The sequence below is a fragment of the Cupriavidus sp. 207A1 genome (genome assembly GCF_057798955.1).
The window spans coordinates 145,807-170,916 of record NZ_JBYOJO010000009.1; the positions used below are offsets into that span (position 1 = coordinate 145,807).

The window sequence follows — 25,110 nt, forward strand, 5'->3', positions numbered from 1 at the left end:
TCATGTTCGATTGGTTCCGTGATTTGTCGCGCATGGAGCGCAAGGGATTCTATGGCGCGTTCCTGGGGCATGCCGTCGACGTGTTCGACTTCATGATTTATTCCTTCCTCATTTCCACGCTGCTGGGGCAGTGGGGCATGAGCAAATCGACGGCGGGGGCGATCGTCACCTGGACGCTGGTGTCATCTCTGGTCGGGGCCATCGGAGCCGGCATCCTGGCCGATCGCTACGGCCGCGTGCGCGTGCTGCGCTGGACCATTATCGTGTTCGCGGGCGCGTGCTTCCTGTGCGGGCTGGCGCAGTCGCCGGAGCAGCTGATGGTATTCCGCATGATTCAGGGACTGGGGTTCGGCGGCGAGTCGTCGCTGTGCATGGTGCTGGTGACCGAGATGATCCGCAACCCGGCACACCGCGGCAAATACTCGGGTTTCACCGCGAGCAGCTACTCCTTTGGCTGGGGCGCGGCGGCGATCGTATATGCCATCACGTTCAGCGTGCTGCCGGCGGAGACGGCATGGCGCGTCTGCTTCTTCCTCGGCATCCTGCCGGCGCTGGTGGTGATCTACCTGCGCCGCAACCTGGAGGAGCCCGAGATCTTCCTGAAGAGCCGCGCCGCCGGCCACCACGGCTCGGCGCTGGCCGGGCTGGGCCGGCTGTTCCGCGGGCCGCTGCTGGCCAAGACGCTGCTGTGCAGCCTGCTGTCCGGCGGCATGCTGGGGGCGTACTACGCCATTGCCACGTGGCTGCCCACCTTTCTCAAGACCGAGCGCGGCCTGTCGGTGTTCGGCACCAGTTCCTACCTGACGGTCACCATCATCGGCTCACTGGCCGGCTACGTGGCGGGCGCCTATGCCACCGACCGCTGGGGCCGGCGGCTTACGTACATCGTCTTCGCGGCGGGGGCGTTCATCGCCGCGCTGGTCTACATGGTGATCCCGGTGTCCAATACATCCATGCTGTTCCTCGGCTTCCCGCTGGGCGTGCTGATGCAGGGTGTGTTCGCCGGCATCGGCGCAACCATCGCCGAATCCTATCCCAACGATATCCGCGCGACGGGGTACGGCGTCTCGTACAACGCCGGCCGCGTGATCGGCTCGCTGTTCCCGCTGTCGGTGGGGTGGCTCAGCTCGGGCCACACCTCGCTGCCGACCGCGATCGCGATCGTCGCGGGCGTCGGCTATGCGATGGTGGTGGTGGCCGCGGCACTGTTGCCCGAAACCACCGGCATGGACCTGGAGCAGGCCGGCGGCAGTGGCGGCAAGGAAGATGCGGCGCCGCTGGGGCGGCCGGCGGGGACGGTGGCCTGAGAGCGAAGGGAGGACGCTGCCGGCACCTCAGCGCACCCACGCCGATATCGCCGGCAGCATCAAACTAACCCCGATCCCGATCAGCACCCCGAACGCGACCCGCCGCGTCGTGGTCGGCGAGAACGGCGGCGGAAAGCGCCGCCCGAGCAGCGTGGCAAGCACCACCACCGGCACCCCGATCGCGGCCTGCAGACAGATCGCGGCGTCCAGTTGCCCCTGCCAGGCCGAGAACAGCGTGCGCACGGACGAGGTCACGGTAAACACCAGGATCAGCGCGCAGCGGATTTCCACCGGCTTCATCGGCTGTCGGTAGAACTGGAAGATCAGCGGCGGCCCCGAGACGCCGAACATGCCGCTCAGCAAGCCGCCGAAAACGCCGCTCATGAAGAAGCTGCCGTCGCCGGAACGTTGCGGCAGCGGCTCGGGCTTGAAGGCGGCGCTCAGGCCGCCATACAGGATCACCGCGCCAAGCAGCAGCTGCAGCAGGGTGGCGGCGGTACTGCTCAGGTATTCCAGCACCAGCACGCCGACCAGCACCGAAGGCAGGATGCCGATCGCCGCCGCGCCCACGGCGCGCCAGTCGATATGCTGGAACTTGCCGGGCAGCGCGCAGGCGCTGTTGGCCAGCGTCACCAGGCTGACCACGGCGGCCACGGTGGCTACGGGGGCCAGGCCCAGGCCGCTGGTGGCGCCCATCACGATCATGCCGAGGCCAAAGCCGGTCACCGTCTGGAAATAGGTGCCGGCACCGAGCAGGGCCTGCAGGCCCAGCAGCGGCAACAACAGTTCTGCCTTCATGCCGCCTGCTCGCCCTTGGTGGCCGTTTCCGCGCTGGCTTGCGCCTGGATCACGGTGACGGCGATCACATGGAAGACGTCGTCGGCGCTGCAGCCGCGCGAGAGGTCATTGGCCGGCTTGTTCAGTCCCTGCAGCATCGGGCCGATGGCCTTGGCGCCGCCGACGCGCTCGGCCAGCTTGTAGCCGATATTGCCGGCCTCCAGGCTGGGGAACACCAGCACGTTGGCGTGGCCGTTCACCTGCGAATGCGCGACCTTGCGCGCGGCGATCTCGGCGACGATGGCGGCATCGAGCTGCACGTCGCCGTCGATGGCCAGGCCGGGGCGCTGCGCGCGCACGCGTTCGGTGGCGGCCACGACCTTGTCCACGGCGGCATGGTGTGCGCTGCCGCTGGTCGAGAACGACAGCATCGCCACGCGCGGCTCGTCATTCAGCAGGGCGCGCGCGCTGTCGGCGGCGGCCATGGCGATATCGGCCAGGGCCTCGGCATCCGGGTCGACCACCAGTCCGCAGTCGGAGAAGATCAGACCGCCCTTGAGGGTGTGGAAGGGCTCGCACAGCATCATCAGGAAGAAGCTCGACACCAGCCGGAAGCCGGGGGCCAGCCCGATCAGCTGGATCGCGTTGCGCACGACGTCGGCGGTGGTGTGGGCGGCGCCCGCGACCGAGCCGTCGGCATGGCCGAGGCGCACCATCAGGTTGGCAAAGCACAGCGGGTCCAGCACGGCGCGCTTTGCGTCGTCGAGCGTCATGCCCTTTTTCTGGCGCAGCGCGAAGAGCTGCTGGGCGAAGGAGGGCGTCAGCGCCGAGGTGGCGGGGTCGACCAGCGTCATGCCGTCGAGCGCGATGCCGTGGATGGCCGCGGCGGCGTTGATCTGGCGCGGGTCGCCAACCAGCACGATGCGCGCGATGCCTTCCTGCGTGGCGCGCTGCGCGGCCCGCAGGACGCGCGGGTCGTCGGCCTCGCACAGCACGATGCGGCGGGGCGCGGCGCGGGCGCGGTCGATGATGCGGAGGATGGGTTTCATGGTGGTTGGCTCGGTGAAACTGAAAAAAGGGCCGGAGCCCTTGTCATGCTGGTGGTTTGCTCCCCTCTCCCGCTCGCGGGAGAGGGGCAGGGGGTGAGGGCAGGCGGTGGCTATGCGAGGCGCTTCACTTCGTGGTTGCGCCCACCCTCACCCCGGCCCTCTCCCGCATGCGGGAGAGGGAGCACCCAATCGATATCGACAGGGTCCGACTTTGATCAGACGTAGTCCTTGTACTTGTCCAGGTAACGCACCGGCTTGGCCAGCGCATCGCGGCGGAACGGGTCGCCCAGTTCGCGGGTGCACATGATCTCGATGATGGTGGTCTTGCCGTGGTTCATCTGCAGGTCGATGGCGCGCTTCAGTGCCGGGCCCACGTCTTCCAGGCGATCCACCACGATGCCTTCCGCGCCCATCGCCTTGGCGATCTCGGCGAAGCTCTGGTTGTCGAGCTCGCCCGCGACGAAGCGGCGGTTGTAGAAGTCCACCTGGTTCTTCTTCTCCGCGCCCCACTGGCGGTTGTGGAACACCACCGCGGTCACCGGGATGTTGTGGCGCACGCAGGTCATGGTTTCCATCAGGCTCATGCCCCAGGCGCCGTCACCGGCGTACGACACGGCCGGGCGATGCGGCGCCGCGACCTTGGCGCCGATGATGGTGGGGAAGGCGTAGCCGCAGTTGCCCCAGCTCATCGCCGCGAAGAAGCTGCGCGGCTTCTCGAAGCGCAGGTAGCTGTTGGCCACCGAGTTGATGTTGCCGATATCGGTGGACACCATCACATCTTCCGGCATGGCCTTTTCCAGCTCGCGCAGCACCTGGCGCGGATGCAGGTAGTGGCCGCCGGTGGGCGTGCGCTCGTTCTTCTGCTCTTCGATCATGTCGAGCGAGTACGGGTCGCGCTCGTGGGTCCAGTCGTCCAGCTCCTTCTCCCACGCTGCCTTCTCGTTGGCGATTTCGGTGGCACGGCCGTCGCGGGTCGCATCGCAGGCGAGCGTGCGCCCGGCCAGGCGCTGGGTCAGCGCGATCGCGGCGGCCTTGGCGTCGCCGCAGATGCCGACCGAGATCTTCTTCACCAGGCCCAGCATCTTGTGATCGGCGTCGATCTGGATGATCTTGGCGGTCTTGGGCCAGTAGTCCATGCCGTGCTGCGGCAGCGTGCCGAACGGCCCCAGGCGCGAGCCCAGCGCCACCACCACGTCGGCGCGCGAGATCAGCTTCATCGCCGCCTTCGAGCCCTGGTAGCCCAGCGGGCCGCACCACAGCGGGTGGCTGGCCGGGAACGAGTCGTTGTGCAGGTAGCTGTTGACCACCGGTGCACCGAGGCGCTCGGCCAGCGCCTTGCATTCCTCGATGGCATCGGCCATCACCACGCCGCCACCCGAGATGATCACCGGGAACTTGGCGTTGGCCAGCAGCTCGGCCGCTTCGTTCAGGCTCTGCTCGCCGCCGGGGCCGCGGTCAAGGTTCTGCGGCTTCGGAATCTCGGCGGTGATCTTGCCGTAGAAGTGGTCGCGCGGGATGTTCAGCTGGGTCGGGCCCATCTCGGCCTTGGCGCGGTCGAAGCAGCGCGCGGTGAACTCGGCCATGCGCGCCGGGTTGGTGACGTGGCCCTGGTACTTGGTGAACTCCTGGAACATCGGCAGCTGGTTGGCCTCCTGGAAGCCGCCCAGGCCGATACCCATGGTGCCGGCTTCCGGGGTGACGATCACCACCGGGCTGTGGGCCCAGTAGGCGGCGGCGATCGAGGTCACGCAGTTGGAGATGCCGGGACCGTTCTGGCCGATCACCACGCCGTGGCGGCCCGACACGCGGGCGTAGCCGTCGGCCATGTGGCCGGCGCCTTGCTCGTGCACCACCGGGATCAGGCGGATGCCTGCCGGCGCGAAGATGTCCATCGCGTCCATGAAGGCCGAGCCCATGATGCCGAACATGTCGGTCACGCCGTTGGCGGCCAGCGTTTCGACGAAGGCTTCGGACGGGGTCATGGTCTGCGGGCCGGCCGGCACCTGGCCGTCCTTCGCGGCGGCCGAGCCACCGGAAACGGCGGGATTCGAGGTGGTTTCGAGGTCGCGCATGGCGTTGTCTCCTGATGAAGGTGTTATAAAGTGGAACATGGCGTTCCGGAAAATTGCTTGTTGGGGGAAATGTAGGCGGAAGACTTCCGTTGGTCAATAGAAAGTTTTGATTTACGGAATGAAAATAACAAAAAATCGAGACGAAGCGTTGGGCCTGGTGCCTCATTCGGCATTTATTGGGGCTGGAATGCGGCAGTCGACGCCCAGGCAGCCATCGGTCGGCGCAACGAGGCCCAGCGGTGGTTGTAGAAAAAAAGCGGGAAGGTCAATCAGATGGACCGCACGCGAACGGTGCGGCCCGGTGACGGCGGCTCAGTGAATGAAGCCGCCCTTGACGAAGCGCACCGGCTCGGCGTCCATGCGCAGCAACAGCGTTGTCAGGCCGTCGGCGCCGGCGGACGGGCGTGGAGCGGCGGCCGCCGGGCCGGAGACGCAGACCAGGTCGGCGTCGGACCAGGCCCGGCCGGGAATGCCGCGGGCCCGCAGCCAGCCGGCGCGGTCGGCCAGCAGCTGCGTGCCGGCCAGGTCCGTGGGCGCCTGGCCGGAGATCGCCGCGACGGCCTGCCAGGCCTGCGCCGAGGCCGCGGTGCAGCCGGCCCGGAAGCGTGGCACTTGCGCTGGGGGGCGGCCGTCGGGCGTGAGCAGCACGGTCAGGAAACGGGGATCGTCGAACGGCAGCGCGGTGGTGCCGTCAACCGCCACCAGCCGCACGCGCTGCCCGCCGCGCCATGCAGACAGGGCCACCGGCGCGGCGCCGGGGCAACGGACCGCCATCTCCGGCAGTTGCAGCGGCACGGGCCAATTGCCCGCGCTGCCGCTGCCGGCCGAGAGCGCCTTCATGTAGTCGATCACGGCCCAGGCCTCGCCGTCGCCAAGCCGGTCACGGAAGGCGGGCATGGTGGGCTGTCCGTGGCGGTCGCGCATGCCGGCCAGCACGTGCCAGAACAGCTCGCCGTCGGCGCGCCGTGCCAGCAGCGGACCGGCCAGCGTGGGCGGCCACACCGCCAGGCTGGCGGCGAGCGGTCCTTCGCCGCGCCCGTCGGTGCCGTGGCAGGCGGCGCAATGCTGTGCATAGACGCGCGCGCCGAGGGCGATGGTGTCGACGGAAAACCGTGCCGGGCTGGCGTGGAAGCTGGTGGGCGCGGCTGGCACCAGCAGCAGCGATGCGCTGGGCCACGGAGCCGCTGCCAGCGCCAGCGCGCCGGCCGCCACCAGCACGCCGCGGCGGCGACGCCAGGTGAGCGCCAGCGCCATGGCCAGCACGGCGACGGCCACGGCGCACAGGGTCAGGCCGACCTGGCGGGCAAGGCCGAGGTCGATCAGCAGGGTCTCGCCGGCGATGCGCCGCGCCCATGGCCAGGCGGGCTGGCCGTGGCTGTCGCCGGTCAGGCCCAGCGCATGCCAGAGCCAGAGCAGGCCGCGCTGCAGTGCCTCGACCAGCACCAGCAGCGCATTCAGCCATGCCTGCGGCGGCGGGCCGCTCATTGGCCGGCCCGCGCGCGGAAGGTCGGCGCCATGCGTTGCATTACCAGCTGGCGTCGAGTCCCAGGTGGCGCAACGCCTCATGGCGCAACGCGGTCAGGCGCGGATCGCCGCGATGTCGGGGATAGGGAAGGTCGACGCGGATCTCGGCCGCGATGCGCGCGGGGCGCTGGCTGAACACGATGACGCGCTGCGCCAGGAACAGCGCCTCTTCCACGTCGTGCGTGACCAGCAGCGCCGAGAAGCGCGAGCGCTGCCACAGCTCGACCAGGTCGCTCTGCATTGCCAGCCGCGTCAGTGAATCGAGCTTGCCCAGCGGCTCGTCCAGCACCAGCAGCCGCGGATCGTTGACCAGCGCGCGCGCCAGTGCCACGCGCTGCGCCATGCCGCCGGACAGCTGGTGCGGGAAGGCGCGCGCGAACGATTCCAGCCCGACCCGGCGCAAGGCGTCGTCGACGCGATGGCGCTGCTGCGCGAGGATGCCCTGCGCCTGCAGCCCGAGCGCGACGTTGTCCCAGACACGGCGCCACGGGTACAGCGTGGGATCCTGGAACACCACGATGCGCGACGGGTCCGGCTCGGTAATCGGCACGCCGTCCTGCAGGATGTCTCCCGACGTGGGCTGCTCCAGGCCCGCGACCAGCCGCAGCAGCGTGGACTTGCCGCAGCCGCTGGGGCCGAGCAGGGCGACGAATTCCCCCGGCGCGACGTCGAGGCTGACATCGTCAAGGACCTGCAGCCGCTCGTTGCCATGGCCGAACCAGTGGCTGACCTGCCGGATATCGATACGGGCGCCAGTTCGGGCTGTCGAGTCCTCACCTGCCGCTGCGTTAACTCCCCTCTCCCGCTTGCGGGAGAGGGGAGCCTTCTTCAAGCGCGGAAAAGACCCCGATGCCTTCAACCGCTCCACCACGCTCACCATTTCACCGTCCCCTTTTGCCACGACAACACCCGGTCGCGCGCGGCGAACAGCAGCGTGATCACGCCCGAGAACAGCAGCGCCATCACGATCAGCGCCGCATACATGTTCACGTACGAGGCCCAGCCCTGGGCCCAGGTCAGGTACCAGCCCAGGCCCGACTTCACGCCCATCATTTCCGCGGTGACCAGGACCGAGAACGAAGCGCCGAGCCCCATGAACAGGCCGACGAACACCTGCGGCAGCGCCGCCGGGATCGCCACGCGCAGCACCAGGAACCAGCCCGAGGCGCCCAGCGTGCGCGCGACGTCGTAATAGCTCTTGTTGACGCCGGCCACGCCCGACCACGTCAGCACCGCGACCGGGAACGCCGTGGCCAGCGCGATCAGGAACACCGCGGCGGAATAGCTCGACGGGAAGAAGTAGAAGGTCAGCGGCAGCAGCGCGGTCGAGGGCAGCGGCCCCAGCACGCGCAGCACCGGATGCACCCAGTAGCCGATGCGGCGCGACCAGCCGATCGACACGCCCACCAGGAAGCCCGCGAGTCCGCCGTATGCGACGCCCAGCCCCAGCAGTTTCAGCGTGTTCAGCGCACTCTCGCCCAGCCGCGGCCAGTCGTCCGCGTACACCTCGATCAGCGCTTGCGGCGGCGCGAAGAAGGGCGTGGGCAGGATCGCGGTCTTGGCGGTCAGGATTTCCCAGGCCGACAGCGCGACGGGCAGCGCCACCAGCCACGGCCCGGCGGTGCGCAACGCCGCCAGTGGGCGTTGCGCGGTCCGGGCCCGCTGGCCGGCCAGCGCCACCACGGCCAGCAAGACCGCGCCGGCCAGCGCGGCGATGCCCAGTTCCGCGGTATAGGCCCAGTCGCTGAAGCCCACGGCCTGGTTGGGCCATTGCCATGTCAGCGCACCAAACGCGGCCCACGCCAGCGCGGCGAGGATGCCGGTGGCCCAGATCGGGCCGGCGTGGCTGGATGCGGCTGCGGCTGCGGTCGCGTGCGATGCGGGCGCCGCAGAGGGCTGGCGCCCGAGGCCAGGCTCGAGCGCGCTTTGGCTTGTGGTCATGGCATTACCCCAGCACGTTGGCGTAGACATGCTGCGCCAGGCGTTTGGCATCGGTGGACTTCTTCAGCACGCCGATGCGGCGGAAATCGTCGGCATAGAAGGCGATCTCGTCGCGCAGGTCGACGCCGGTCGGGTGGTGGGTATAGGTCAGCGTGGCGTAGAGCTTGCGCAGGTCGTCCGGATTGATCTTGGGCGAGTACTTGGCGAACACCTTCGCGGCCTCGTTGGGATTCTCGTTGACATAGTCGGTGGCCTGCACGATGGCGCGCGCCAGCGACGTCGCCGCGGGGCGATCGTTGCGCACCAGTTCGCCGCGCGCGCCGACCACGCAGCAGACCTTGCGCGCGTATTCGCCGGTGAGGTTGGTGGCCAGTTCCACGTAGGCGCCGTTGGTGCGCTTTTCCAGCAGGTAGAGATTGGGGTCGCCGTCGGCGATGGCCTGGATCTCGCCCTTGTCGACCGCCACGCCCAGCAGGTCGGCCGGATACTGGCGCCAGGTGACGTCCTTGTCGGGGTCGATGCCGTGCTTGGCCAGCAGGATGGTGAAGAAGTGCTTGCCCGGCGCCGCCAGGTCGCTGACGCCGACGGTCTTGCCCTTCAGTTGCTGCAGCGTGGTGACCCCCGCGGCCTTCGCCCCCACCAGCCGCACGCAGCCCCCGTGCGAGCTGCCGATGATCTTGACGTCGAAGCCGGCTTCGAGCGGCTTGAGCCAGCGGTGGATCATGCCGACCGCGGCGTCGGCCTTGCCGGTGGCGATCGATTCCAGCAACTGGTCGGTCGAGCCGCTGTAGTTGATCAGGTCGACCTGCAGGCCGTTCTTCTCGAAGAAGCCTTTCTCCTGCGCCACCACGACCGGCGTCAGGCAAAAGGAATTCTGGTTCCAGGCAAAGGTCAGCTTGCGCGGCGCCGACCAGGCTTGCCGGCCAAGGATCAGCGCGGGCGCGGCCACGGCCGCGGCGCCGGCAAGCCGCAGCACGCGGCGTCGGCGCGGGTCGGCATGGTTAAGGTTCTGGCTCATGTGGGATTCCCGTCTTCGTGGTGTGGTGGGGTGGGGATGCGCTCAGGCGGCCTGGCGCTGTGTCCCTTGCGCGGCGTCGTGCTGCGCCACCAAGGCACGCACGCGCGGGATCAGTTCGCGGCCGTAGTCGACGGCGTCTTCGAGCGGATCGAAGCCGCGGATCAGGAAGGTGGTGACGCCCAGTTCGTAGTAGGCCAGCAGCGCCTGCGCGACCTGCTCGGGCGTGCCGACCAGCGCGGTGGAGTTGGAACGCCCGCCGGTCTCGCGCGCGATCGCGGTCCACAGGCGCTGGTCCACGCGGTCGCCTTGCTCGGCCGCCGCGAGCAGGCGGCGCGCCCCCTCGCTCTGCTGCGGGCCGCCGCGGCTGTAGCCGGCCTGTACGCGCAGTGCGCGGGTGCGTTCCAGGATGCGGTCGGCGCGGGCCCAGGCCTTGTCCTCGGTATCGGCCAGGATCGGGCGGAACGATACCGAGAAGCGCACCGTGCGGCCGTGGCGCGCGGCTTCGGCGCGCACGCGTGCGGTCAGCTCGCGCACCTGGTCGAGCGATTCGCCCCACAGCGCGTAGACGTCGGCATGCTTGCCCGCGACCGCCAGCGCGGCGACCGAGGCGCCGCCGAAATAGATCGGCACATGCGGCTGCTGCGCGGGCTTGACCTCGGAGAAGCCCTGGGTAAAGCGGTAGAACTCGCCTTCATGGTCGAACGGCCTGGCCTCGGTCCAGATCCGGCGCAGGATGTGCAGGTACTCGTCGGTGCGCGCATAGCGCTGGTCATGGTCGAGGAAGTCGCCGTCGCGCTGCTGCTCGCTGTCCGAGCCGCCGGAGATGACATGCACGCCCAGGCGGCCGCCGCTGAACTGGTCGAGCGTGGCGATCTGGCGCGCGGCCAGCGTCGGCGCGGTAAAGCCGGGGCGATGCGCCAGCATGAAATGGATGCGCTCGGTCACGCTGGCGGCGTAGGCGATGGTCAGCGTCGCCGATGGTCCGGTGGAGTGGTGCGGCACCAGGATGCGGTCGAATCCGGCCTGTTCATGGGCCTGGGCAAACGCGCGCACGTAGTTGCGATCGATCACCGGACCTGACGGGGGATGGATCTCGGATTGCTTCTGGCTCTGGATCATGCCGATGAAATCGACGCTCATATGCGTTCTCCTGGAAGTCGGTGTCGGGCGGGATTGGGCTGAGGCAGAAAGTACGACAGCGGCGCGGCTTCGCTAACGAATAAAAACGACGCTCCATATTCAATAAGCATCGTTTTCGCCGGGCCACGGCGGCGCTACGCTAGGCGGCATTCGATGCGCACTGCGCTGATCTTTTCCGGAGTCCTGTTCCATGTCTTCGACGTCTGCCCTGCGCCGGCTGCCAGGCAGCGATGCGCGCCTTGGCGAGTCGCTGGCGGCGCTGTCGACGCGCTTTGCCGGCGACGCCGGCGCGCACGATGCCGCGGCCAGCTTCCCGCACGACAACTTCGTGCTGCTGCACGACCATGGCCTGATCGCGCAGGTGGTGCCGCGCGCGCACGGTGGCGGCGGCGCGGGCCTGGCGCAGGCGCGCCGCATCGTGGCCGCGCTGGCCGGCGGCGACGCCGCGACCGCGCTGGTGCTGACCATGACCTACCTGCAGCATCGCGCCATTGCGCGCACCGATTCGCACTGGCCGGCGGCGCTGCGCGAGCAGGTCTTCGCCAGCGCGGTGCAGGAGGGCGCCCTGATCAACTCGCTGCGCGTGGAACCGCAACTGGGCTCGCCCGCGCGCGGCGGCCTGCCGGCCACGGTGGCGACGCGCGTGGCCGACGGCTGGCGCATCAGCGGCCGCAAGCTGTACAGCACCGGCATCCCGGCCTTGCGCTGGCTCGCGGTGTGGGCGCGCACCGACGAGCCGCAGCCGCGCGTGGGCGTGTTCCTGGTGCCGGGGCCCGCGGCTGGTATCGCCGGCGTGCGCATCGTCGAGAACTGGAACCACCTTGGCCTGCGCGCCTCGGGCAGCCACGAGACCGTACTCGACAACGTCTGGATTCCGCCGGACCACGCCGTCGATATCCGTGCGCCATCGGCGTGGGCGCCGGCCGGCGCCAGCCAGGCGGACGCTGACGCCAACGCCGACCAGCAGGCCTGGATGGTGGTGCTGCTGGGCAGCCTCTATGACGCGGTGGCGCGCGCCGCATCCGCCTGGCTCAACGACTTCGTGCGCGAGCGCGCGCCCGGCAGCCTGGGCGCGCCGCTGGCCACGCTGCCGCGCGTGCAGGAGGCCGTCGGCGAGATCGCCGCGCTGCTGCGCGTCAACCAGGTGTTGCTCGACGACGCCGCGGCGCGCACCGACGCGGGCGAGCCGCCGGCCATTGCCGACAGCGGCCTGCTGAAGTTCACCGTGACCGGCAATGCCATCCGCGCGGCGGAGCTGGCGCTGCAGCTGTCGGGCAACCACGGGCTGAGCCGCAACCACCCGCTCGAGCGCCACTATCGCGACGTGCTGTGCAGCCGCATCCATACGCCGCAGAACGATTCGATCCTGCTCGCCGCCGGGCGCGCGCAACTTGGCGTGTAAGCGCCACCGCGCCCGCCGTGCTATGTTTGCGGGGCCAGCGCCCCGCAGAGGGCGCATGGCCGGCCCCGGCGGCCGGCAACCACAACGAGACACCCGGAGCATTCCCATGGGCAGTTCCCCCGATCCGAACGCGCTGGCACCGCTGCGCGATTTCATCACCGGCCTGGCCGCGCTGCTCGACCAGCATCCCGACGAGCCCCGCATCCTGCGTGAAGGCGGGGCCTTGCTGGCAAAGCTGGTCGCGCGCGATGACTGGCTGCCCGAAGCGTGGGCCCGGCCGCACCCCGAGTACTACCAGCAGCACCTGCTGCATTGCGATTCCGCCGAGCGTTTTTCCATCGTCAGCTTTGTCTGGGGACCGGGCCAGCGCACGCCGATCCACGACCACACCGTATGGGGCCTGATCGGCATGCTGCGCGGCGCGGAAGATGCGCAGGCGTTCGCGCTCGACGCCGCCGGGCGCCCGGTCGCCAGCGGCGCGAGCGTGCGCCTGCTGCCCGGGCAGGTCGAAGCCGTGTCGCCGGCCGTGGGCGATATCCACCGCGTCAACAACGTCTACGACGACCGCGTCTCGGTCAGCATCCATGTCTACGGCGCCAATATCGGCGCGGTGCGCCGCTCGGTCTACGCCGAGGACGGCACCCGCAAGCCCTTTGTCTCGGGCTATTCCAACCAGACCCTGCCCAACCCGTGGGACCGCTCCCGCGATTTTGCCCAGTCATGACCAACGTTTCCGCTACGCCGGCCTTTCCGACGGTTTCTCCCGAAGCCGTGCGCAACGCCTTGCGCAACCGCGACGAAATCGCACTGATCGACGTGCGCGAGGAAGATCCCTTCGCGCAGGAGCACCCGCTGTGGGCCGCCAACTTCCCGCTGTCGCGGCTGGAACTGGACGCGTGGGCGCGCATCCCGCGCCGCGATACGCAGATCGTGGTCTACGGCGACCATGCCGGCGCTGACCTGGCGCCACGCGCGGCGGCGGTGCTGCAAGGCCTGGGTTATACCCGCGTGCATCTGCTGGAGGGCGGGCTGCGCGCATGGATCGAGGGCGGCGGCGAGGTGTTTCGCGACGTCAATGTGCCGAGCAAGTCGTTCGGCGAAGTGGTCGAAGCCGCCCGCCATACGCCGTCGCTGGCGGCCGAGGAAGTGCAGGCATTGATCGACAGCCGCGCCGATGTGGTGATCGTCGATGCGCGCCGCTTCGACGAGTACCAGACCATGAGCATCCCCACCGCCACCAGCGTGCCGGGTGCCGAGCTGGTGCTGCGCGTGCGCGAGCTCGCGCCCGATCCGCGCACGCGCGTGATCGTGAACTGCGCGGGCCGCACGCGCAGCATCATCGGCACGCAATCACTGGTGAACGCGGGGATCCCGAACCCGGTGGCGGCGCTGCGCAACGGCACCATCGGCTGGACCCTGGCCGGCCAGCAGCTGGAGCATGGCGCCAGCCGCCGCGCCCCGGCCGCGGTCGGCGACGCCAACCGCGACAGCGCCCGCCGCGGCGCGCGCGAGATCGCCGACCGGGCCGGCGTGCGGCGCATCGCGCTGGCGCAGCTGGACACGCTGCAGGCGCCCGGGCGCACGTTGTACCGCTTCGATGTGCGTACGCCGGAGGAATTCGCCGACGGCCACCTGCCGGGTTTCGTCAACGCGCCGGGCGGGCAGCTGGTGCAGGAAACCGACCACAGCGCGCCGGTGCGCGGCGCGCGCATCGTGCTGGCGGACGATGACGACGTGCGCGCCGGCATGACGGGATCCTGGCTGGCGCAGATGGGCTGGGAGGTCTGGGTGGTGGAACCGGTGGCCGCGTCGGCGCGCAGCGAAACCGGAGCGGTCGCCGCGCCGGTGCCAACGCCAGCGCCCGTCGCCAGCATCGGCACGGCGCAGCTGGTCGCATGGCTGGATGCCGGTGACGGCAACACCGCCGTGCTGGATTTCACCACCAGCGCCAACTACGTCAGGCGCCATATCCCGGGGGCGTACTTTGTCATTCGCGCCCAGCTGGCCGACGCGCTGGCCCGCATCCCGCGCCCGCAGCGCTACGTGCTGACCTGCGGCAGCAGCCTGCTGGCGCGCTTTGCCGCCGCCGACCTGCGGCGCCTGACCGATGCGGAGGTGTTCGTGCTGGAAGGCGGCACCCAGGCGTGGATTGCCGCGGGGCTGCCGCTGGAGAGCGGCGAGACGCACCTGGCCTCGGAACGAACCGACCGCTATCGCCGCCCCTATGAAGGCACCGACAACCCGCGCGAGGCCATGCAGGGCTACCTGGATTGGGAATTCGGCCTGATCGCGCAGCTGGAGCGCGACGGCACGCATGGGTTCAGGGTGGTGTAGGGCGGCTGCATGATATGCAGTGACGCTGCATATCATGCAGCGACGCAGCCGTCCAGCGGCGCAGCCGGGCCCAAACCCACCCCCCAGCCCCAAGGCGCTTCCACCTTGCGCAGGTGGTTGGGGGCCAATGTCGCCACCGGATGGCTGCCCAGGAAACGGCGATTGGATATCGCGCGGACCTGGTCGATCAGAAGATCCGTTTCATGGGCCAGCCCCGGCAACTTCCCCAGCGCCACCCGCAGGGGAAAGCAATCCTCGGGCTCGATCTGTGATGTCCCGGGCACGACGATGGTGGTCGGATGGCCGGCATCGTTGAGCAGGTCTGTTTGCAGCACCAGCGCTGGCCGGTTGCGCTTGGCCGGCTCTTCCCGGTGGGTCTGGGGGTTGAGATAGCGCTTATTTGTCACTCGTTTCTGTATTACAAAGTTGCAGACGATGAACTCTTTAGCCGCTGGTCAAAGGGTCCATGAAGCCTACGGAGCCGGGCAATAGCGGGGTAGGGGACAAGTCTGAAAGGCCTGCAAGGCGCGCGATCTCTCTACAGCAAGGGAACGAACGTAACGATTCCCTGTCAATCGTAATCGTTCAGTTACAATGCTGTCCTGCAGCATCCCGGTGGGGCCGTGACACACCCTGGTCCCCGGCGATGCCGTCAATGCCCCCGACCCAATGCGACTGTTGTTCCTGCTGCTGACTGCCATGTGCCTGTCGCTGCTCTCCTTTGGAGCAGCGGCGGACGCGCGCGCGGCGTTGCCAGGGCCGCAGCAGGCGGGGGTGGACCTGATCGACATGGCGGCGGCCCAGCCCGTCGACGATCTGGGCCGCATCGTGGTGCCCGGCGACGATGGGCTGCACGACGACGATATCTGCGATGACCCGCCCCCCGGGTACTGCAATATCTGGTCCGCCGACCTGCTCGATCCGCTCGACCTGCTCGACGAGATCGAGGAATCCAGCGCGCTGTTCGCATTACCCCCGGTGAAGCTGCTGCTGCCCACCGGCGACGTGGCCCAGCGCCCGCCAGGCCGCGCCGATCCGCCGCCTTCGGCCTTTTTCCGGCCGCCCATATTCCTGGCCTGACCGCTTTCCTGCGCCCGCATCGCGCGTGCTGCCGCATGCAGCCGCCCGGCCGCGGGCCGCGCCCCTTTGCCTGACATCGCCAGCCTGCTTGCCGCCTGACCGCGCGGGCATGCCGCCGCCGTTGTGCGTCCTGCCGTGACCGCGTCCCCGCGATGGCGTCACCCGGGGCGGGCGGCAGCGTGGCGAAAGGCAGACGTACTGCTTGCATTCCCGACTCATGACAACAACCAAGCTGACCCTGATCGCGTCGCTTTCGCTGATGGCGCTTGCCGCGGCCCCGGCCCAGGCCGGAGCCCAAGGCGAGACCTCCGCGAAGGCGACAGACCTGGCCGGTGCCGCGCCCGCGGCCCGCGCACCGCTGTCCAAGCCGGCTGCCGCGCCGCTGCCGGGCGCCGCCATCCTGGCGGCCGCCGCCGTACCGAAGACCGCTCCTGCCGGCGCCGCTGCCGCCGGACCCGCCTACTCGCTGCCCCAGTTGCTCGACCTGGCCCAGTCCACCAACAAGGGCGTGGCCGCCGCCGAAGCCAATGTCGATGCGGCCAGCGCCGCCATCAGCAGCGCCCGCGCCTATCCGAATCCGCAGGTCGAGGTGATGTATGGCCGCATGTCCGGCAAGCAGCCGGGCGTGGCCAGCGGCAATGCGCCCAGCTATGCGGTGGTGCAGAAGTTCGATTATCCGCACCAGCGCAGCCTGCGCGAGGCCATGGCGACCCGCGGGCTGGAGTCGTCGCAGGCGGTGCGGCAGGGCTTCCGGGCCGACCTGGCCGCGCGCGTGAAGACCGCCTACTACGACGTGCTGCGCCGCGAGAGCGAGTTGCACGCGGCCGAGGAAGACCTGGCGATGATGCGCCAGATCCATTCGCGCGCACGCCTGCGCGTGGAGGTGGGCGAGGCCCCGCGCTACGAGCTGATCAAGGCCGAGACCGAACTGCTGGCGTCGCAGAAGAGCCAGCAGACCGCCGAGCTGCGCGTCAACCAGGCCAAGGCCGCGCTGCGCCAGCAGGTGGGCGGCGCCATGCCGGGCCAGTATTCGCTGGCGGGCATGCTGGGCCAGTCGCCCGACGTGCCGCCGCTGCAGGCGCTGCGCGACACCATGATCGCCGGCAACGCCGAACTGGTCCAGCGCCGCACGGAGCTGGAGCGCGCGCAGCTGGGCGTGGACTACCAGAAGTCGCTGCGCTGGCCGGAAGTGGCACTGCGTGCCAGCACCGACCGCCAGCCTGACAACAACGTCTCGCAGATCGGCCTGATCCTGACCATCCCGCTGTGGGACCGCCGCGGCGGTCCGGTGGGCGAAGCCACGGCGCAGGCCACCCAGGCGCGCAGCGCGCTGGAGATGCGCGAGTTCGAGCTGACGCAGGAACTGGAAGCGGCCTACCGCCAGTACGAGATCAACCAGGCCCAGGTGACGGCGCTGGAGTCCGGCATCGTGCGCGAGGCCGAGTCGGCGCTGGGCGTGGCCGAGGCCGCCTACCGCTTCGGCGAGCGCGGCATCCTGGACTACCTCGATGCCCAGCGCGTGCTGCGGGGCGCGCGCAATGAGCTGATCGCCGCGCAGTACGACCTGCAGCTGGCCGCGATCCAGATCGAAAAGCTTATGTCGACCGCCCCGGGCGCCACCGCCGCGCCGGGCCTGCAGCCGACGTCCAACATCGAACAGAAATAACCATGCGTCCCAATTTCCTGCTTTCGCTGACGGCCGCCGCCGTCCTGACGTTCAGCCTGGCGGCCTGTTCCGACAAACCTGAGCCGGTGGCCGAAGCGCCCAAGCTGCCGCCCGGCGTGATCCAGCCCGAGGGCAACCTGCAGAAGGGCCTGAAGGTGGCACCGGTGGCCACGTCCCCGTTCAGCGAGATGCTGCGCGTGGCCGGCCGCGTCGATTTCGACGAGCAGCGCGTGTCGCGCATCGGCGCCAGCGTGACCGGCCGCGTCACCGACCTGTATGCCACGCTGGGCCAGGAAGTGAAGGCCGGCCAGGTGCTGGCGCGCCTGCACAGCAGCGAGCTGGGCGCGGCGCAGATGGCGTTCCTGAAGAGCGAGGCCCAGACCGAGCTGCAAGGCCGCAACGCCGAGCGCGCGCGCCAGCTGTTCGCCGCCGACGTGATCGGCCGCGGCGAACTGCAGCGCCGCGAGAGCGAACTGGCGATCGCCTCGGCCGAGATGCGTGCCTACCGCGACCAGCTGCGCGTGCTGGGCATGTCGGCGAGCTCGATCGCGCAACTGGCCAAGAGCGGCAGCATCAACTCGCACTCGCCGGTGTATTCGAGCATCAGCGGCACCGTGGTCGAGCGCAACGTGGCGCAGGGCCAGGTGGTGCAGCCCGCCGACGCGCTCTATACCGTGGCGGACCTGTCGCGGGTATGGGTGGTGGCCGAGGTGCCCGAGCAGCAGGCCGCGCAGGTGGCCGAAGGCCAGAGCGTCGAGATCGAGGTGCCGTCGCTGGCCAACGGCGCCGGGCGCCAGACCATTACCGGCAAGCTGATCTACGTGGGCCGCACGGTCAACCCGCAGTCGCGCACGGTGCTGGTCCGCACCGAGCTGGAGAACCGCGAGGGCCGGCTCAAGCCAGCCATGCTGGCGAGCATGCTGATTGCCGGCAAGCCGGTCGACCAGCTGGTGGTGCCGGCGGCGGCGGTGGTGCGCGACGGCAATGACGAGCTGGTCTATGTCGAGATGCCGGGCAACAAGTACCGCCTGACCCGCGTCAAGCTGGGCGCCGAAAGCGACGGCATGCGCGTGGTCCAGAACGGCGTGAAGGCCGGCGACCGCATCGTGGTCGAGGGTGCCTTCCACCTGGACAACGAGCGCAAGCGCCTCGAACAAGGGTAATCGGCCATGATGAAATCCCTAGTCGAAGCCGCCATCAAGCAGCGGCTGGTGGTGTGCGTCCTTGCCGTGGTGCTGTTCTTCTTCGGCCTGCGCGCTGCCACCAAGCTGTCGGTGGATGCGTTCCCGGACGTGACCAACGTGCAGGTGCAGATCGCCACCGAAGCCGCGGGCCGCTCGCCCGAGGAAGTGGAGCGCTTTGTCACCGTGCCGGTGGAAATGGCCATGACCGGCCTGCCCGGGCTGGAAGAAATGCGCTCGCTGAACAAGGCCGGCCTGTCGCTGATCACGCTGGTGTTCACCGATGCCACCGACGTGTACTTCGCGCGCCAGCTGGTGATGGAGCGCCTGATCGAAGTGGGCGGGCGCATGCCCGAGGGCGTCACGCCCGTGCTGGGGCCGGTCTCGACCGGCCTGGGCGAGGTCTACCAGTACACGCTGGACCGCGCCGACGACGGCAACCGCGAACTGACCCAGGAAGAGCTGGCCGAGCGCCGCATCGCCCAGGACTGGGTGGTGCGCCCGCTGCTGCGCTCGATTCCCGGCGTGGCCGAGATCAACTCGCAGGGCGGCTACGTGCGCCAGTACCAGGCGCTGGTCAACCCGGAGCGCATGCGCCACTACGGCGTGTCGATCCAGCAGGTCTACGAGGCGCTGGCGCGCAACAACGCCAACTCCGGCGGCGGCGTGCTGCCGCACTACGCCGAGCAGTACCTGATCCGCGGCGTCGGCCTGGCCAAGGGTGTCGAGGACCTCGGCAGCATCGTGCTGAAGGAAGTCAACGGTACGCCGGTCTACCTGCGCGACGTGGCCAACGTCACCATCGGCCATGAGGTGCGCCAGGGCGCGCTGGTCAAGAATGGCCAGACCGAGGCGGTCGGCGGCATCGTCATGATGATGCGCGGCGGCAATGCCAAGGAAGTGGTCAGCCGCGTCAAGGCCCGCGTGGCCGAGATCAACGAGCGCGGCATGCTGCCGGGCAAGCTGCAGATCGTGCCGTACTACGACCGCAGCGAGCTGGTCGACGCGGCGCTGTGGACCGTGACCAAGGTGCTGCTCGAAGGCGTGGTGCTGGTGGTGATCGTGCTGTTCCTGTTCCTGGGCGACGTGCGCTCGTCGGTGATCGTGCTGGCCACGCTGGTGCTGACGCCCTTGCTGACCTTCATGGTGATGAACGAGGCAGGGCTGTCGGCCAACCTGATGTCACTCGGGGGGCTGGCGATCGCCATCGGCCTGATGGTCGACGGCTCGGTGGTGGTGGTCGAGAACGCGTTCGAGCGGCTCGGCCACAAGGAGCCGGGGCTGTCCAAGACCGAGATCCTGGTCAAGGCGGTGCAGGAAGTGGCCACGCCGGTGATCGTCGGCGTCGGCATCATCATCCTGGTGTTCCTGCCGCTGATGACGCTGTCGGGCATGGAAGGCAAGATGTTCGCGCCGCTGGCGTTCACCATCTCGATCGCGCTGGCGATCTCGCTGTTCCTGTCGCTGACGCTGTCGCCGGTGCTGTCGTCGTACCTGCTCAAGGGCGGTGCCGAGCATGACACCTTCCTGATCGCCTTCATGAAGCGCCATTACCTGCGCCTGCTGCACTGGGCGCTGGGCAACAGCCGCAAGACCGTGCTCAGCGCGGTCGGCGCCTTTGTCGCCACGCTGCTGATCGTGCCGCTGCTTGGTACCTCGTTCATCCCCGAGATGAAGGAAGGCTCGATCGTGCCCGCGATCGACCGCGTGCCCAACATCTCGCTGGAAGAGTCGATCAAGCTGGAGAAGGAAGCCAACAAGCTGGTGCTGGGCGTGCCGGGCGTGAAATCGGTGGTGTCGGGCGTGGGCCGCGGCGAAAGCCCGGCGGACCCGCAGGGCCAGAACGAATCGACCCCGATCGCCAGCCTGAAGGACCGCGACGAGTGGCCCGACGGCTGGACCCAGGACGATATCGCCAACGCCATCCGCGAAAAGCTCAAGGCCATTCCGGGCGTGCAGATCGTGATGGCGCAGCCGATCTCGGACCGCGTCGACGAGATGGTCAGCGGCGTGCGCTCCGACGTGGCGGTGAAGGTGTTCGGCGATGACCTGGACAAGCTGCGCGAGCTGGCGGGCGAGATCGCCCGCGTCGCCGGCGGCATCCAGGGCTCGCAGGATATCCGCATCGAGCGCGTGTCGGGCCAGCAGTACCTGTCGATCGAGATCGACCGCCAGGCGATTGCGCGCTACGGGCTGAACGTCTCCGACATCCACGACGTGATCGAGATCGCCATCGGCGGCAAGCGCGCCACGGATATCTTCGAAGGCGAGCGCCGCTTTGCCGCGGCGGTGCGCCTGCCGGACGAGTTCCGCAACAACGTGCAGTCGATCCGCCAGCTGCTGGTGAACACGCCGGACGGCACGCAGGTGCCGCTGCAGAGCGTGGCCAGGATCGAAGTCAATGACGGCCCGGCGCAGATCAGCCGCGAAATGGCCAAGCGCCGCGTCGTGGTGATGATCAACGTGAAGGACCGCGACCTCGGCGGCTTCGTCGCCGAGCTGCAGCAGGCCGCCGACGCCAAGGTCAAGCTGCCGGAAGGCTACTACTTGGAGTGGGGCGGCCAGTTCCAGAACATGGAACGCGCCATGGGCCACCTGAAGATCATCGTGCCGGTCACCATCGCCGCGATCTTCTTCCTGCTGTTCCTGCTGTTCAACTCGCTGCGCTTCGCCACGCTGATCATCACGGTGCTGCCGTTCGCATCGATCGGCGGCATCATCGGGCTGTTCGTCACCGGCGAATACCTGTCGGTGCCGGCGTCGGTGGGCTTTATCGCGCTGTGGGGCATGGCGGTGCTGAACGGGGTGGTGCTGGTGTCGTACATCCGCACGCTGCGCGATTCGGGCCTGTCGCTCGACGAGGCGGTGGTGCAGGGCGCGACCCAGCGTTTCCGTCCGGTGATGATGACCGCGACCATCGCCATGCTGGGCCTGGTGCCGTTCCTGTTCTCGACCGGCCCCGGCTCCGAAGTGCAGCGCCCGCTGGCGGTGGTGGTGATCGGCGGGCTGATCACGTCGACGCTGCTGACGCTGGTGATGGTGCCGACGCTGTACCGCTGGTTCGATGATCGCAAGCCGGATCCGACGCGGGATGTGCCGGTGTAAGGCTAGTCGGTTGCCTTGACGGGCCTGCAGGTTTGCTCCCCTCTCCCGCTTGCGGGAGAGGGAGTACCCCGGCGGTAATTCATGAACCGGTGGACTGGGCCGGCCGATTCGTCTAAAGACAACGCCCCATGCAAGTGGCAACTTGCATGGGGCGTTATTCTTTGCCGATCAACACAGGCACCTACGCCAGCCGCATCTCCAGCTGCCGCGTCCACAGTTCCAGCACGAAATCCGGTTCCTCGTGGCGGATATGCCGGTACAGCCCCCGCTGCGCGCCGATCGCGTCATGCACCGCCTGCGCGGTGATCTGCTGCTCGGCGAACGGATGCCGGAAATGGCAGGCGACGATGACGCCGTCGTCGGCCAGCGCGCGCGCGGCCATGGCCGCGACTTCGTGCCAGTCCGGCTTGGGAAAGTAGTAGCCCAGTTCGGAAAACACCATCAGGTCAAAGCTGCCGTCGGGCCACTGCTGCGGCAATTCGCCGGTCAGCACGCGTGCGTGCGGGAACGGCGCCAGCCGTTGCCGCGCCTGCTCGGCAGCGCTTTCGGCCAGTTCCATCGCTATCAGCGCGTCGCAGCGCGGCGCCAGCGCCACGCTCAGGTGGCCGCCGCCGCAGCCGGGCTCGAAGGCGCGGGCGAAGCGCTCGCGCGGCAGCGTGGCCAGCAGCAGGGCGCGCTTGCGCGCTTCATACCAGCGCGTGCCGATGCCCCATGGGTCCTGGTTGCGGCCGTACAGGCCGGCGAAATAGTCGCGGTCGACCGGCATGGCGGCAGGCCTCAGTAGCCGTAGTACGGCGCTTCGCGGTAGTAGCCCGAAGGCTGCGGGGCGCACGGCACGTAGGCGCGGTCGTAGTCGCGGTAGCAGTAGCCCGGCGGCACCGCCGGCGCTGCGTATGAGACCGGCGCGGGGGCGTAGGTGACGGGTGGCGGCGCCACCGGTGCCGCCACCACCGGCCCCGAGGCCAGCATGGCGCCCAGCGCCAGGCCGGCCAGCGCGCCGACCGCCAGCACCGCGCCGGCATTGGAGCCGCCATGGTGGTGGTGCCGGCCGCGCGCCGAGGCGGAACCGGCGGCTACCAGGGTCGCGGCCAGGACCGCCGCGGCGACGATGCGGGTGGAGGGGCGCATTTCGGACTCCTTGTCATGCACAGCTTGTGTTCCTGAATGATGGACGCAAAGCGGCGATCAAGGTGTTTCGGGCCCCGGGTCGACTTGTTAGCTTTGTAACCGCGGCTTTTAGGACCTGGCTTTTTTAATGCGGTGTAAGACGCGGTAAAACGGCCGTGTCCGAAAGCGCCTATCCGAGCGTTTCGGCCAGCGCCCCCAGCCCGCGCGCGCTGGCGGCAAGCTCCCCGGCCAGCGCCGAGACCAGCTCCGCCGCCGGCAGTGCCCGGGCCAGCGGCACCGCCTGGCCGGCCCACTGCGCGGCAAAGTCGGCGCTGCTCTGCGCCTTGGCGGCGGCGTGCAGGGCCTTGCCGGCATCGTAGGCGGTGGGGTAGTCGGGCGTGGCGGGCGCGCCGGCTGCCGCACCCAGCTCGGTGAAGCGGTTGGCCAGGCCACGGGCATGGCGGCCGGAAATGGCCCGCGTCAGCACGGTCGGACGCTTGTGCGGCTGCAGCAGCGCCTCGCGGTAAGGGCCGTCGGCCACGGTCTCGGGGCAGGCGATAAACGCGGTGCCAAGCTGCGCGGCCTGCGCGCCGAGCGCCAGCGCCGCGGCAATGCCGGCACCGTCCATGATGCCGCCCGCGGCGATCACCGGCAGGCGGGTCTGCGTCGCCAGCATGCGTACCAGCGCGAAAGTGCCCAGGCCTTCGTCGACGGCGGCCGGGTCGAACACGCCGCGATGACCGCCGGCCTCGATGCCCTGCGCGACGATCGCGTCGAGGCCGGCCGCCTCGATGGCGCGCGCCTCATCGAGCGAGGTGGCGCTGGCCAGCAGCACGATGCCGGCGTCGCGCAGCGCGCGGATGCGGCCCGCATCGGGCAGCCCGAAATGGAAGCTGACCACGGCCGGGCGTTCTTCCAGCAGCATCGCGTGCATGGCTTCGTCGGTGACGTAGCTGCGATAGATCTCGCGCAGCGCCGTCGGCGGAGTCGCGCCGAATTCGGCGAAGCGCGGTGCAAGATAGGCCAGCCAGGCCTGCTCGCGCGCGGCATCGGCGACGGCCGGCGCATGGCAGAACACATTGATGTTGAACGGTCCGCTGGTCAGCGCGCGGGTCTCGCGGATGGCCTTGCGCGCGGCCTCGGCATCCATCGCGCCTACGCCGAGCGAACCGAGCCCGCCGGCATTGGTAACGGCCGCAGCGAGCGCGGGCGTGCTGACACCGGCCATGGGTGCCTGGATGATCGGGGTGCGTATGCCGAGCCGGCGCAACAGCGGCAGCCGGTCAGCGATTGGGGTTGTCGGGGTCAATTTGGCGCTCCTTGGCAAGGTTCGATGGCGATGGTGCGGCGAGGGGGGACGGCAGGGGTCAGCCGTCGCGCAGTTCGCGCACGAAGGCGTCGCAGGCGTGCGTGGCATAGCCGGCACGCTTGACGATATAGGTGTGCACCGCGCGTACCGGCACGGTCTGCACGTCGACCGCGTCGCGGTGCAGCGCCAGCAGCGAGCGGGGCAGGATCGCCATTGCCGTGCCGGCGCTGACGCAGGCCAGCATGGCGTGGTAAGAGGGCATCTCGGTGATGGCCAGGCGCTGGCGCATGTCGTCGCTGCCCTGCGCCAGCCAGGCTTCTGCGCACTGGCGGTAGGTGCAGCCCTTCGGGAAGGCGGCCAGGCGGCGCAATGCCACGTCGCCGGGCCCGCGCACCTTGGGATGGCTGCCCGGCAGCACCAGCTGCAGGTGTTCGGTGAACAGGTAGGTGCCTTCCAGGCCGGGGGCCAGTTCATCCAGATCGGCCGCGCGCGCCGGCCCTTCGCCTGGATGCGCGACCACGGCGCAATCGAGCCGGTGGTCGAGCACGGCATCGACCAGCGCGCGCGTGGTGCCGGTGCGGATCTCGATTTCCACGCCCGGCCAGGCCGCGTGGAAGCGCGCCAGCGGCATCGGCAGGCGGTTGGCGGCGGCGCTTTCCATGGTGCCGATGCGCAGGCGGCCCGACGGCGCGGCGCCCCGCACCGACTGCCGCGCTTCTTCGGCCAGCGCCAGCATCTGGTTGGCATAGGCGAGCAGCCGGTGACCCTCGGGCGTCAGCAGCATGCGCTTGCTGTCGCGCTGGAACAGCGCCACGCCAAGCGCCTCTTCCAGTTGCTTGACGCGCGTGGTGACGTTGGACTGCACCCGGTCCAGCAGGCGCGCGGCGCGGGTGATGCTCTGCTCGGTGGCTACCGCGCGGAAGATTTCGAGTTCAGCCAGTTCCATCGGCGGTCGGGCGCGGCAGGCGCAAGAGGGGTCGTCTGGATATTCTCTTTATGAGAATATAGCAAAACGAACAATCTTTCTATGAGAATATCCAACGCGGCAACGCCGTACCGTGTGCGCCTCGCGACGCACGACGAGCAGGTGATTCGCCG

The 25,110-nt window shown here is 69.2% G+C and carries 21 protein-coding genes; 8 read left to right on the top strand and 13 right to left on the bottom strand.

What is annotated here, in order from left to right:
- Nucleotides 1–2 precede the first annotated feature (2 nt).
- Complete coding sequence (locus tag AC3FMM_RS18170; RefSeq protein WP_115682779.1) at nt 3–1,307, top strand: MFS transporter; 1,305 nt, start codon at nt 3–5, stop codon at nt 1,305–1,307.
- A gap of 27 nt (nt 1,308–1,334) precedes the next feature.
- Here AC3FMM_RS18170 and AC3FMM_RS18175 read toward each other — a convergent pair whose 3' ends face one another.
- The 8 genes from AC3FMM_RS18175 to AC3FMM_RS18210 all read right to left on the bottom strand — a co-directional run bounded on the left by AC3FMM_RS18175 (nt 1,335) and on the right by AC3FMM_RS18210 (nt 10,828).
- Nucleotides 1,335–2,105: a sulfite exporter TauE/SafE family protein gene (locus AC3FMM_RS18175; RefSeq protein WP_115712958.1), complete on the bottom strand. Its 771-nt coding sequence runs from the start codon at nt 2,103–2,105 to the stop codon at nt 1,335–1,337.
- Complete coding sequence (gene pta, locus AC3FMM_RS18180; protein ID WP_488687223.1) at nt 2,102–3,133, bottom strand: phosphate acetyltransferase; 1,032 nt, start codon at nt 3,131–3,133, stop codon at nt 2,102–2,104. Before pta ends, AC3FMM_RS18175 begins: the two co-directional genes overlap by 4 nt.
- 215 nt (nt 3,134–3,348) lie before the next feature.
- Nucleotides 3,349–5,115, bottom strand: coding sequence for a sulfoacetaldehyde acetyltransferase (gene xsc / locus AC3FMM_RS18185; protein ID WP_116314808.1), 1,767 nt, complete (start codon nt 5,113–5,115; stop codon nt 3,349–3,351).
- 402 nt (nt 5,116–5,517) lie between these two features.
- On the bottom strand, nt 5,518–6,690 hold the full coding sequence (locus AC3FMM_RS18190) for a c-type cytochrome (RefSeq protein ID WP_488687224.1): 1,173 nt from the start codon (nt 6,688–6,690) through the stop codon (nt 5,518–5,520).
- Nucleotides 6,691–6,730: 40 nt separating this feature from the next.
- Complete coding sequence (locus AC3FMM_RS18195; protein WP_488687225.1) at nt 6,731–7,609, bottom strand: ABC transporter ATP-binding protein; 879 nt, start codon at nt 7,607–7,609, stop codon at nt 6,731–6,733.
- Entirely contained in the window at nt 7,603–8,670 is a 1,068-nt protein-coding gene (locus AC3FMM_RS18200) for an ABC transporter permease (protein ID WP_488687226.1), read from the bottom strand. Before AC3FMM_RS18200 ends, AC3FMM_RS18195 begins: the two co-directional genes overlap by 7 nt.
- A gap of 4 nt (nt 8,671–8,674) precedes the next feature.
- The gene (locus AC3FMM_RS18205) at nt 8,675–9,688 is read right to left on the bottom strand and encodes an ABC transporter substrate-binding protein (RefSeq protein WP_115682771.1); all 1,014 of its coding nucleotides are present in this window, start codon (nt 9,686–9,688) and stop codon (nt 8,675–8,677) included.
- Nucleotides 9,689–9,730: 42 nt separating this feature from the next.
- On the bottom strand, nt 9,731–10,828 hold the full coding sequence (locus tag AC3FMM_RS18210) for an LLM class flavin-dependent oxidoreductase (protein ID WP_488687227.1): 1,098 nt from the start codon (nt 10,826–10,828) through the stop codon (nt 9,731–9,733).
- Nucleotides 10,829–11,018: 190 nt separating this feature from the next.
- On the opposite strand from AC3FMM_RS18210, the gene AC3FMM_RS18215 reads away from it, so the two are divergent.
- From AC3FMM_RS18215 to AC3FMM_RS18225, 3 genes are all read left to right on the top strand, one after another.
- The gene (locus AC3FMM_RS18215; protein WP_414248858.1) at nt 11,019–12,230 is read left to right on the top strand and encodes an acyl-CoA dehydrogenase family protein; all 1,212 of its coding nucleotides are present in this window, start codon (nt 11,019–11,021) and stop codon (nt 12,228–12,230) included.
- A 106-nt stretch (nt 12,231–12,336) separates the two neighbouring features.
- Nucleotides 12,337–12,954 carry a cysteine dioxygenase family protein gene (locus AC3FMM_RS18220; protein ID WP_116314610.1) on the top strand — a complete coding sequence of 206 codons (618 nt, stop codon included), beginning with the start codon at nt 12,337–12,339 and terminating at the stop codon, nt 12,952–12,954.
- Nucleotides 12,951–14,564, top strand: a complete 1,614-nt coding sequence (locus tag AC3FMM_RS18225; protein WP_326347268.1) for a rhodanese-related sulfurtransferase — start codon at nt 12,951–12,953, stop codon at nt 14,562–14,564. The genes AC3FMM_RS18220 and AC3FMM_RS18225 overlap by 4 nt, the downstream gene beginning before the upstream one ends.
- 32 nt (nt 14,565–14,596) lie before the next feature.
- Here AC3FMM_RS18225 and AC3FMM_RS18230 read toward each other — a convergent pair whose 3' ends face one another.
- Nucleotides 14,597–14,971: a type II toxin-antitoxin system PemK/MazF family toxin gene (locus tag AC3FMM_RS18230; RefSeq protein WP_488687228.1), complete on the bottom strand. Its 375-nt coding sequence runs from the start codon at nt 14,969–14,971 to the stop codon at nt 14,597–14,599.
- A 262-nt stretch (nt 14,972–15,233) separates the two neighbouring features.
- Between AC3FMM_RS18230 and AC3FMM_RS18235 the strand changes: the two genes are divergently transcribed.
- The 4 genes from AC3FMM_RS18235 (at nt 15,234) to AC3FMM_RS18250 (ending at nt 21,596) form a co-directional block, all read left to right on the top strand.
- The gene (locus AC3FMM_RS18235) at nt 15,234–15,644 is read left to right on the top strand and encodes a cobalt-zinc-cadmium resistance protein (RefSeq protein WP_115682764.1); all 411 of its coding nucleotides are present in this window, start codon (nt 15,234–15,236) and stop codon (nt 15,642–15,644) included.
- Nucleotides 15,645–15,861: 217 nt separating this feature from the next.
- Nucleotides 15,862–17,310 carry a TolC family protein gene (locus AC3FMM_RS18240; protein ID WP_116314606.1) on the top strand — a complete coding sequence of 483 codons (1,449 nt, stop codon included), beginning with the start codon at nt 15,862–15,864 and terminating at the stop codon, nt 17,308–17,310.
- 2 nt (nt 17,311–17,312) lie between these two features.
- Entirely contained in the window at nt 17,313–18,473 is a 1,161-nt protein-coding gene (locus AC3FMM_RS18245) for an efflux RND transporter periplasmic adaptor subunit (RefSeq protein WP_115712969.1), read from the top strand.
- A 6-nt stretch (nt 18,474–18,479) separates the two neighbouring features.
- Entirely contained in the window at nt 18,480–21,596 is a 3,117-nt protein-coding gene (locus AC3FMM_RS18250) for an efflux RND transporter permease subunit (protein ID WP_115712970.1), read from the top strand.
- 181 nt (nt 21,597–21,777) lie between these two features.
- Here AC3FMM_RS18250 and AC3FMM_RS18255 read toward each other — a convergent pair whose 3' ends face one another.
- From AC3FMM_RS18255 to AC3FMM_RS18270, 4 genes are all read right to left on the bottom strand, one after another.
- Nucleotides 21,778–22,362 (bottom strand): methyltransferase domain-containing protein, encoded by a 585-nt coding sequence (locus AC3FMM_RS18255; RefSeq protein WP_115712971.1) that lies wholly within the window; start codon nt 22,360–22,362, stop codon nt 21,778–21,780.
- Between the two features lie 11 nt (nt 22,363–22,373).
- The gene (locus tag AC3FMM_RS18260; protein ID WP_115682759.1) at nt 22,374–22,724 is read right to left on the bottom strand and encodes a mechanosensitive ion channel protein MscS; all 351 of its coding nucleotides are present in this window, start codon (nt 22,722–22,724) and stop codon (nt 22,374–22,376) included.
- 169 nt (nt 22,725–22,893) lie between these two features.
- Complete coding sequence (locus tag AC3FMM_RS18265) at nt 22,894–24,012, bottom strand: NAD(P)H-dependent flavin oxidoreductase (RefSeq protein ID WP_488687229.1); 1,119 nt, start codon at nt 24,010–24,012, stop codon at nt 22,894–22,896.
- A 58-nt stretch (nt 24,013–24,070) separates the two neighbouring features.
- Nucleotides 24,071–24,958 (bottom strand): LysR family transcriptional regulator, encoded by an 888-nt coding sequence (locus tag AC3FMM_RS18270; protein WP_115712973.1) that lies wholly within the window; start codon nt 24,956–24,958, stop codon nt 24,071–24,073.
- Nucleotides 24,959–25,110 lie beyond the last annotated feature (152 nt).

Bases quoted from the DNA above. Each gene is read 5' to 3' on its own strand.
- AC3FMM_RS18170 (WP_115682779.1), top strand. From the start codon at position 3: ATGTTCGATTGGTTCCGTGATTTGTCGCGCATGGAGCGCAAGGGATTC.
- AC3FMM_RS18175 (WP_115712958.1), bottom strand. From the start codon at position 2,105: ATGAAGGCAGAACTGTTGTTGCCGCTGCTGGGCCTGCAGGCCCTGCTC.
- pta (WP_488687223.1), bottom strand. From the start codon at position 3,133: ATGAAACCCATCCTCCGCATCATCGACCGCGCCCGCGCCGCGCCCCGC.
- xsc (WP_116314808.1), bottom strand. From the start codon at position 5,115: ATGACCCCGTCCGAAGCCTTCGTCGAAACGCTGGCCGCCAACGGCGTG.
- AC3FMM_RS18190 (WP_488687224.1), bottom strand. From the start codon at position 6,690: ATGAGCGGCCCGCCGCCGCAGGCATGGCTGAATGCGCTGCTGGTGCTG.
- AC3FMM_RS18195 (WP_488687225.1), bottom strand. From the start codon at position 7,609: ATGGTGAGCGTGGTGGAGCGGTTGAAGGCATCGGGGTCTTTTCCGCGC.
- AC3FMM_RS18200 (WP_488687226.1), bottom strand. From the start codon at position 8,670: ATGACCACAAGCCAAAGCGCGCTCGAGCCTGGCCTCGGGCGCCAGCCC.
- AC3FMM_RS18205 (WP_115682771.1), bottom strand. From the start codon at position 9,688: ATGAGCCAGAACCTTAACCATGCCGACCCGCGCCGACGCCGCGTGCTG.
- AC3FMM_RS18210 (WP_488687227.1), bottom strand. From the start codon at position 10,828: ATGAGCGTCGATTTCATCGGCATGATCCAGAGCCAGAAGCAATCCGAG.
- AC3FMM_RS18215 (WP_414248858.1), top strand. From the start codon at position 11,019: ATGTCTTCGACGTCTGCCCTGCGCCGGCTGCCAGGCAGCGATGCGCGC.
- AC3FMM_RS18220 (WP_116314610.1), top strand. From the start codon at position 12,337: ATGGGCAGTTCCCCCGATCCGAACGCGCTGGCACCGCTGCGCGATTTC.
- AC3FMM_RS18225 (WP_326347268.1), top strand. From the start codon at position 12,951: ATGACCAACGTTTCCGCTACGCCGGCCTTTCCGACGGTTTCTCCCGAA.
- AC3FMM_RS18235 (WP_115682764.1), top strand. From the start codon at position 15,234: ATGCGACTGTTGTTCCTGCTGCTGACTGCCATGTGCCTGTCGCTGCTC.
- AC3FMM_RS18240 (WP_116314606.1), top strand. From the start codon at position 15,862: ATGACAACAACCAAGCTGACCCTGATCGCGTCGCTTTCGCTGATGGCG.
- AC3FMM_RS18245 (WP_115712969.1), top strand. From the start codon at position 17,313: ATGCGTCCCAATTTCCTGCTTTCGCTGACGGCCGCCGCCGTCCTGACG.
- AC3FMM_RS18250 (WP_115712970.1), top strand. From the start codon at position 18,480: ATGATGAAATCCCTAGTCGAAGCCGCCATCAAGCAGCGGCTGGTGGTG.
- AC3FMM_RS18255 (WP_115712971.1), bottom strand. From the start codon at position 22,362: ATGCCGGTCGACCGCGACTATTTCGCCGGCCTGTACGGCCGCAACCAG.
- AC3FMM_RS18260 (WP_115682759.1), bottom strand. From the start codon at position 22,724: ATGCGCCCCTCCACCCGCATCGTCGCCGCGGCGGTCCTGGCCGCGACC.
- AC3FMM_RS18270 (WP_115712973.1), bottom strand. From the start codon at position 24,958: ATGGAACTGGCTGAACTCGAAATCTTCCGCGCGGTAGCCACCGAGCAG.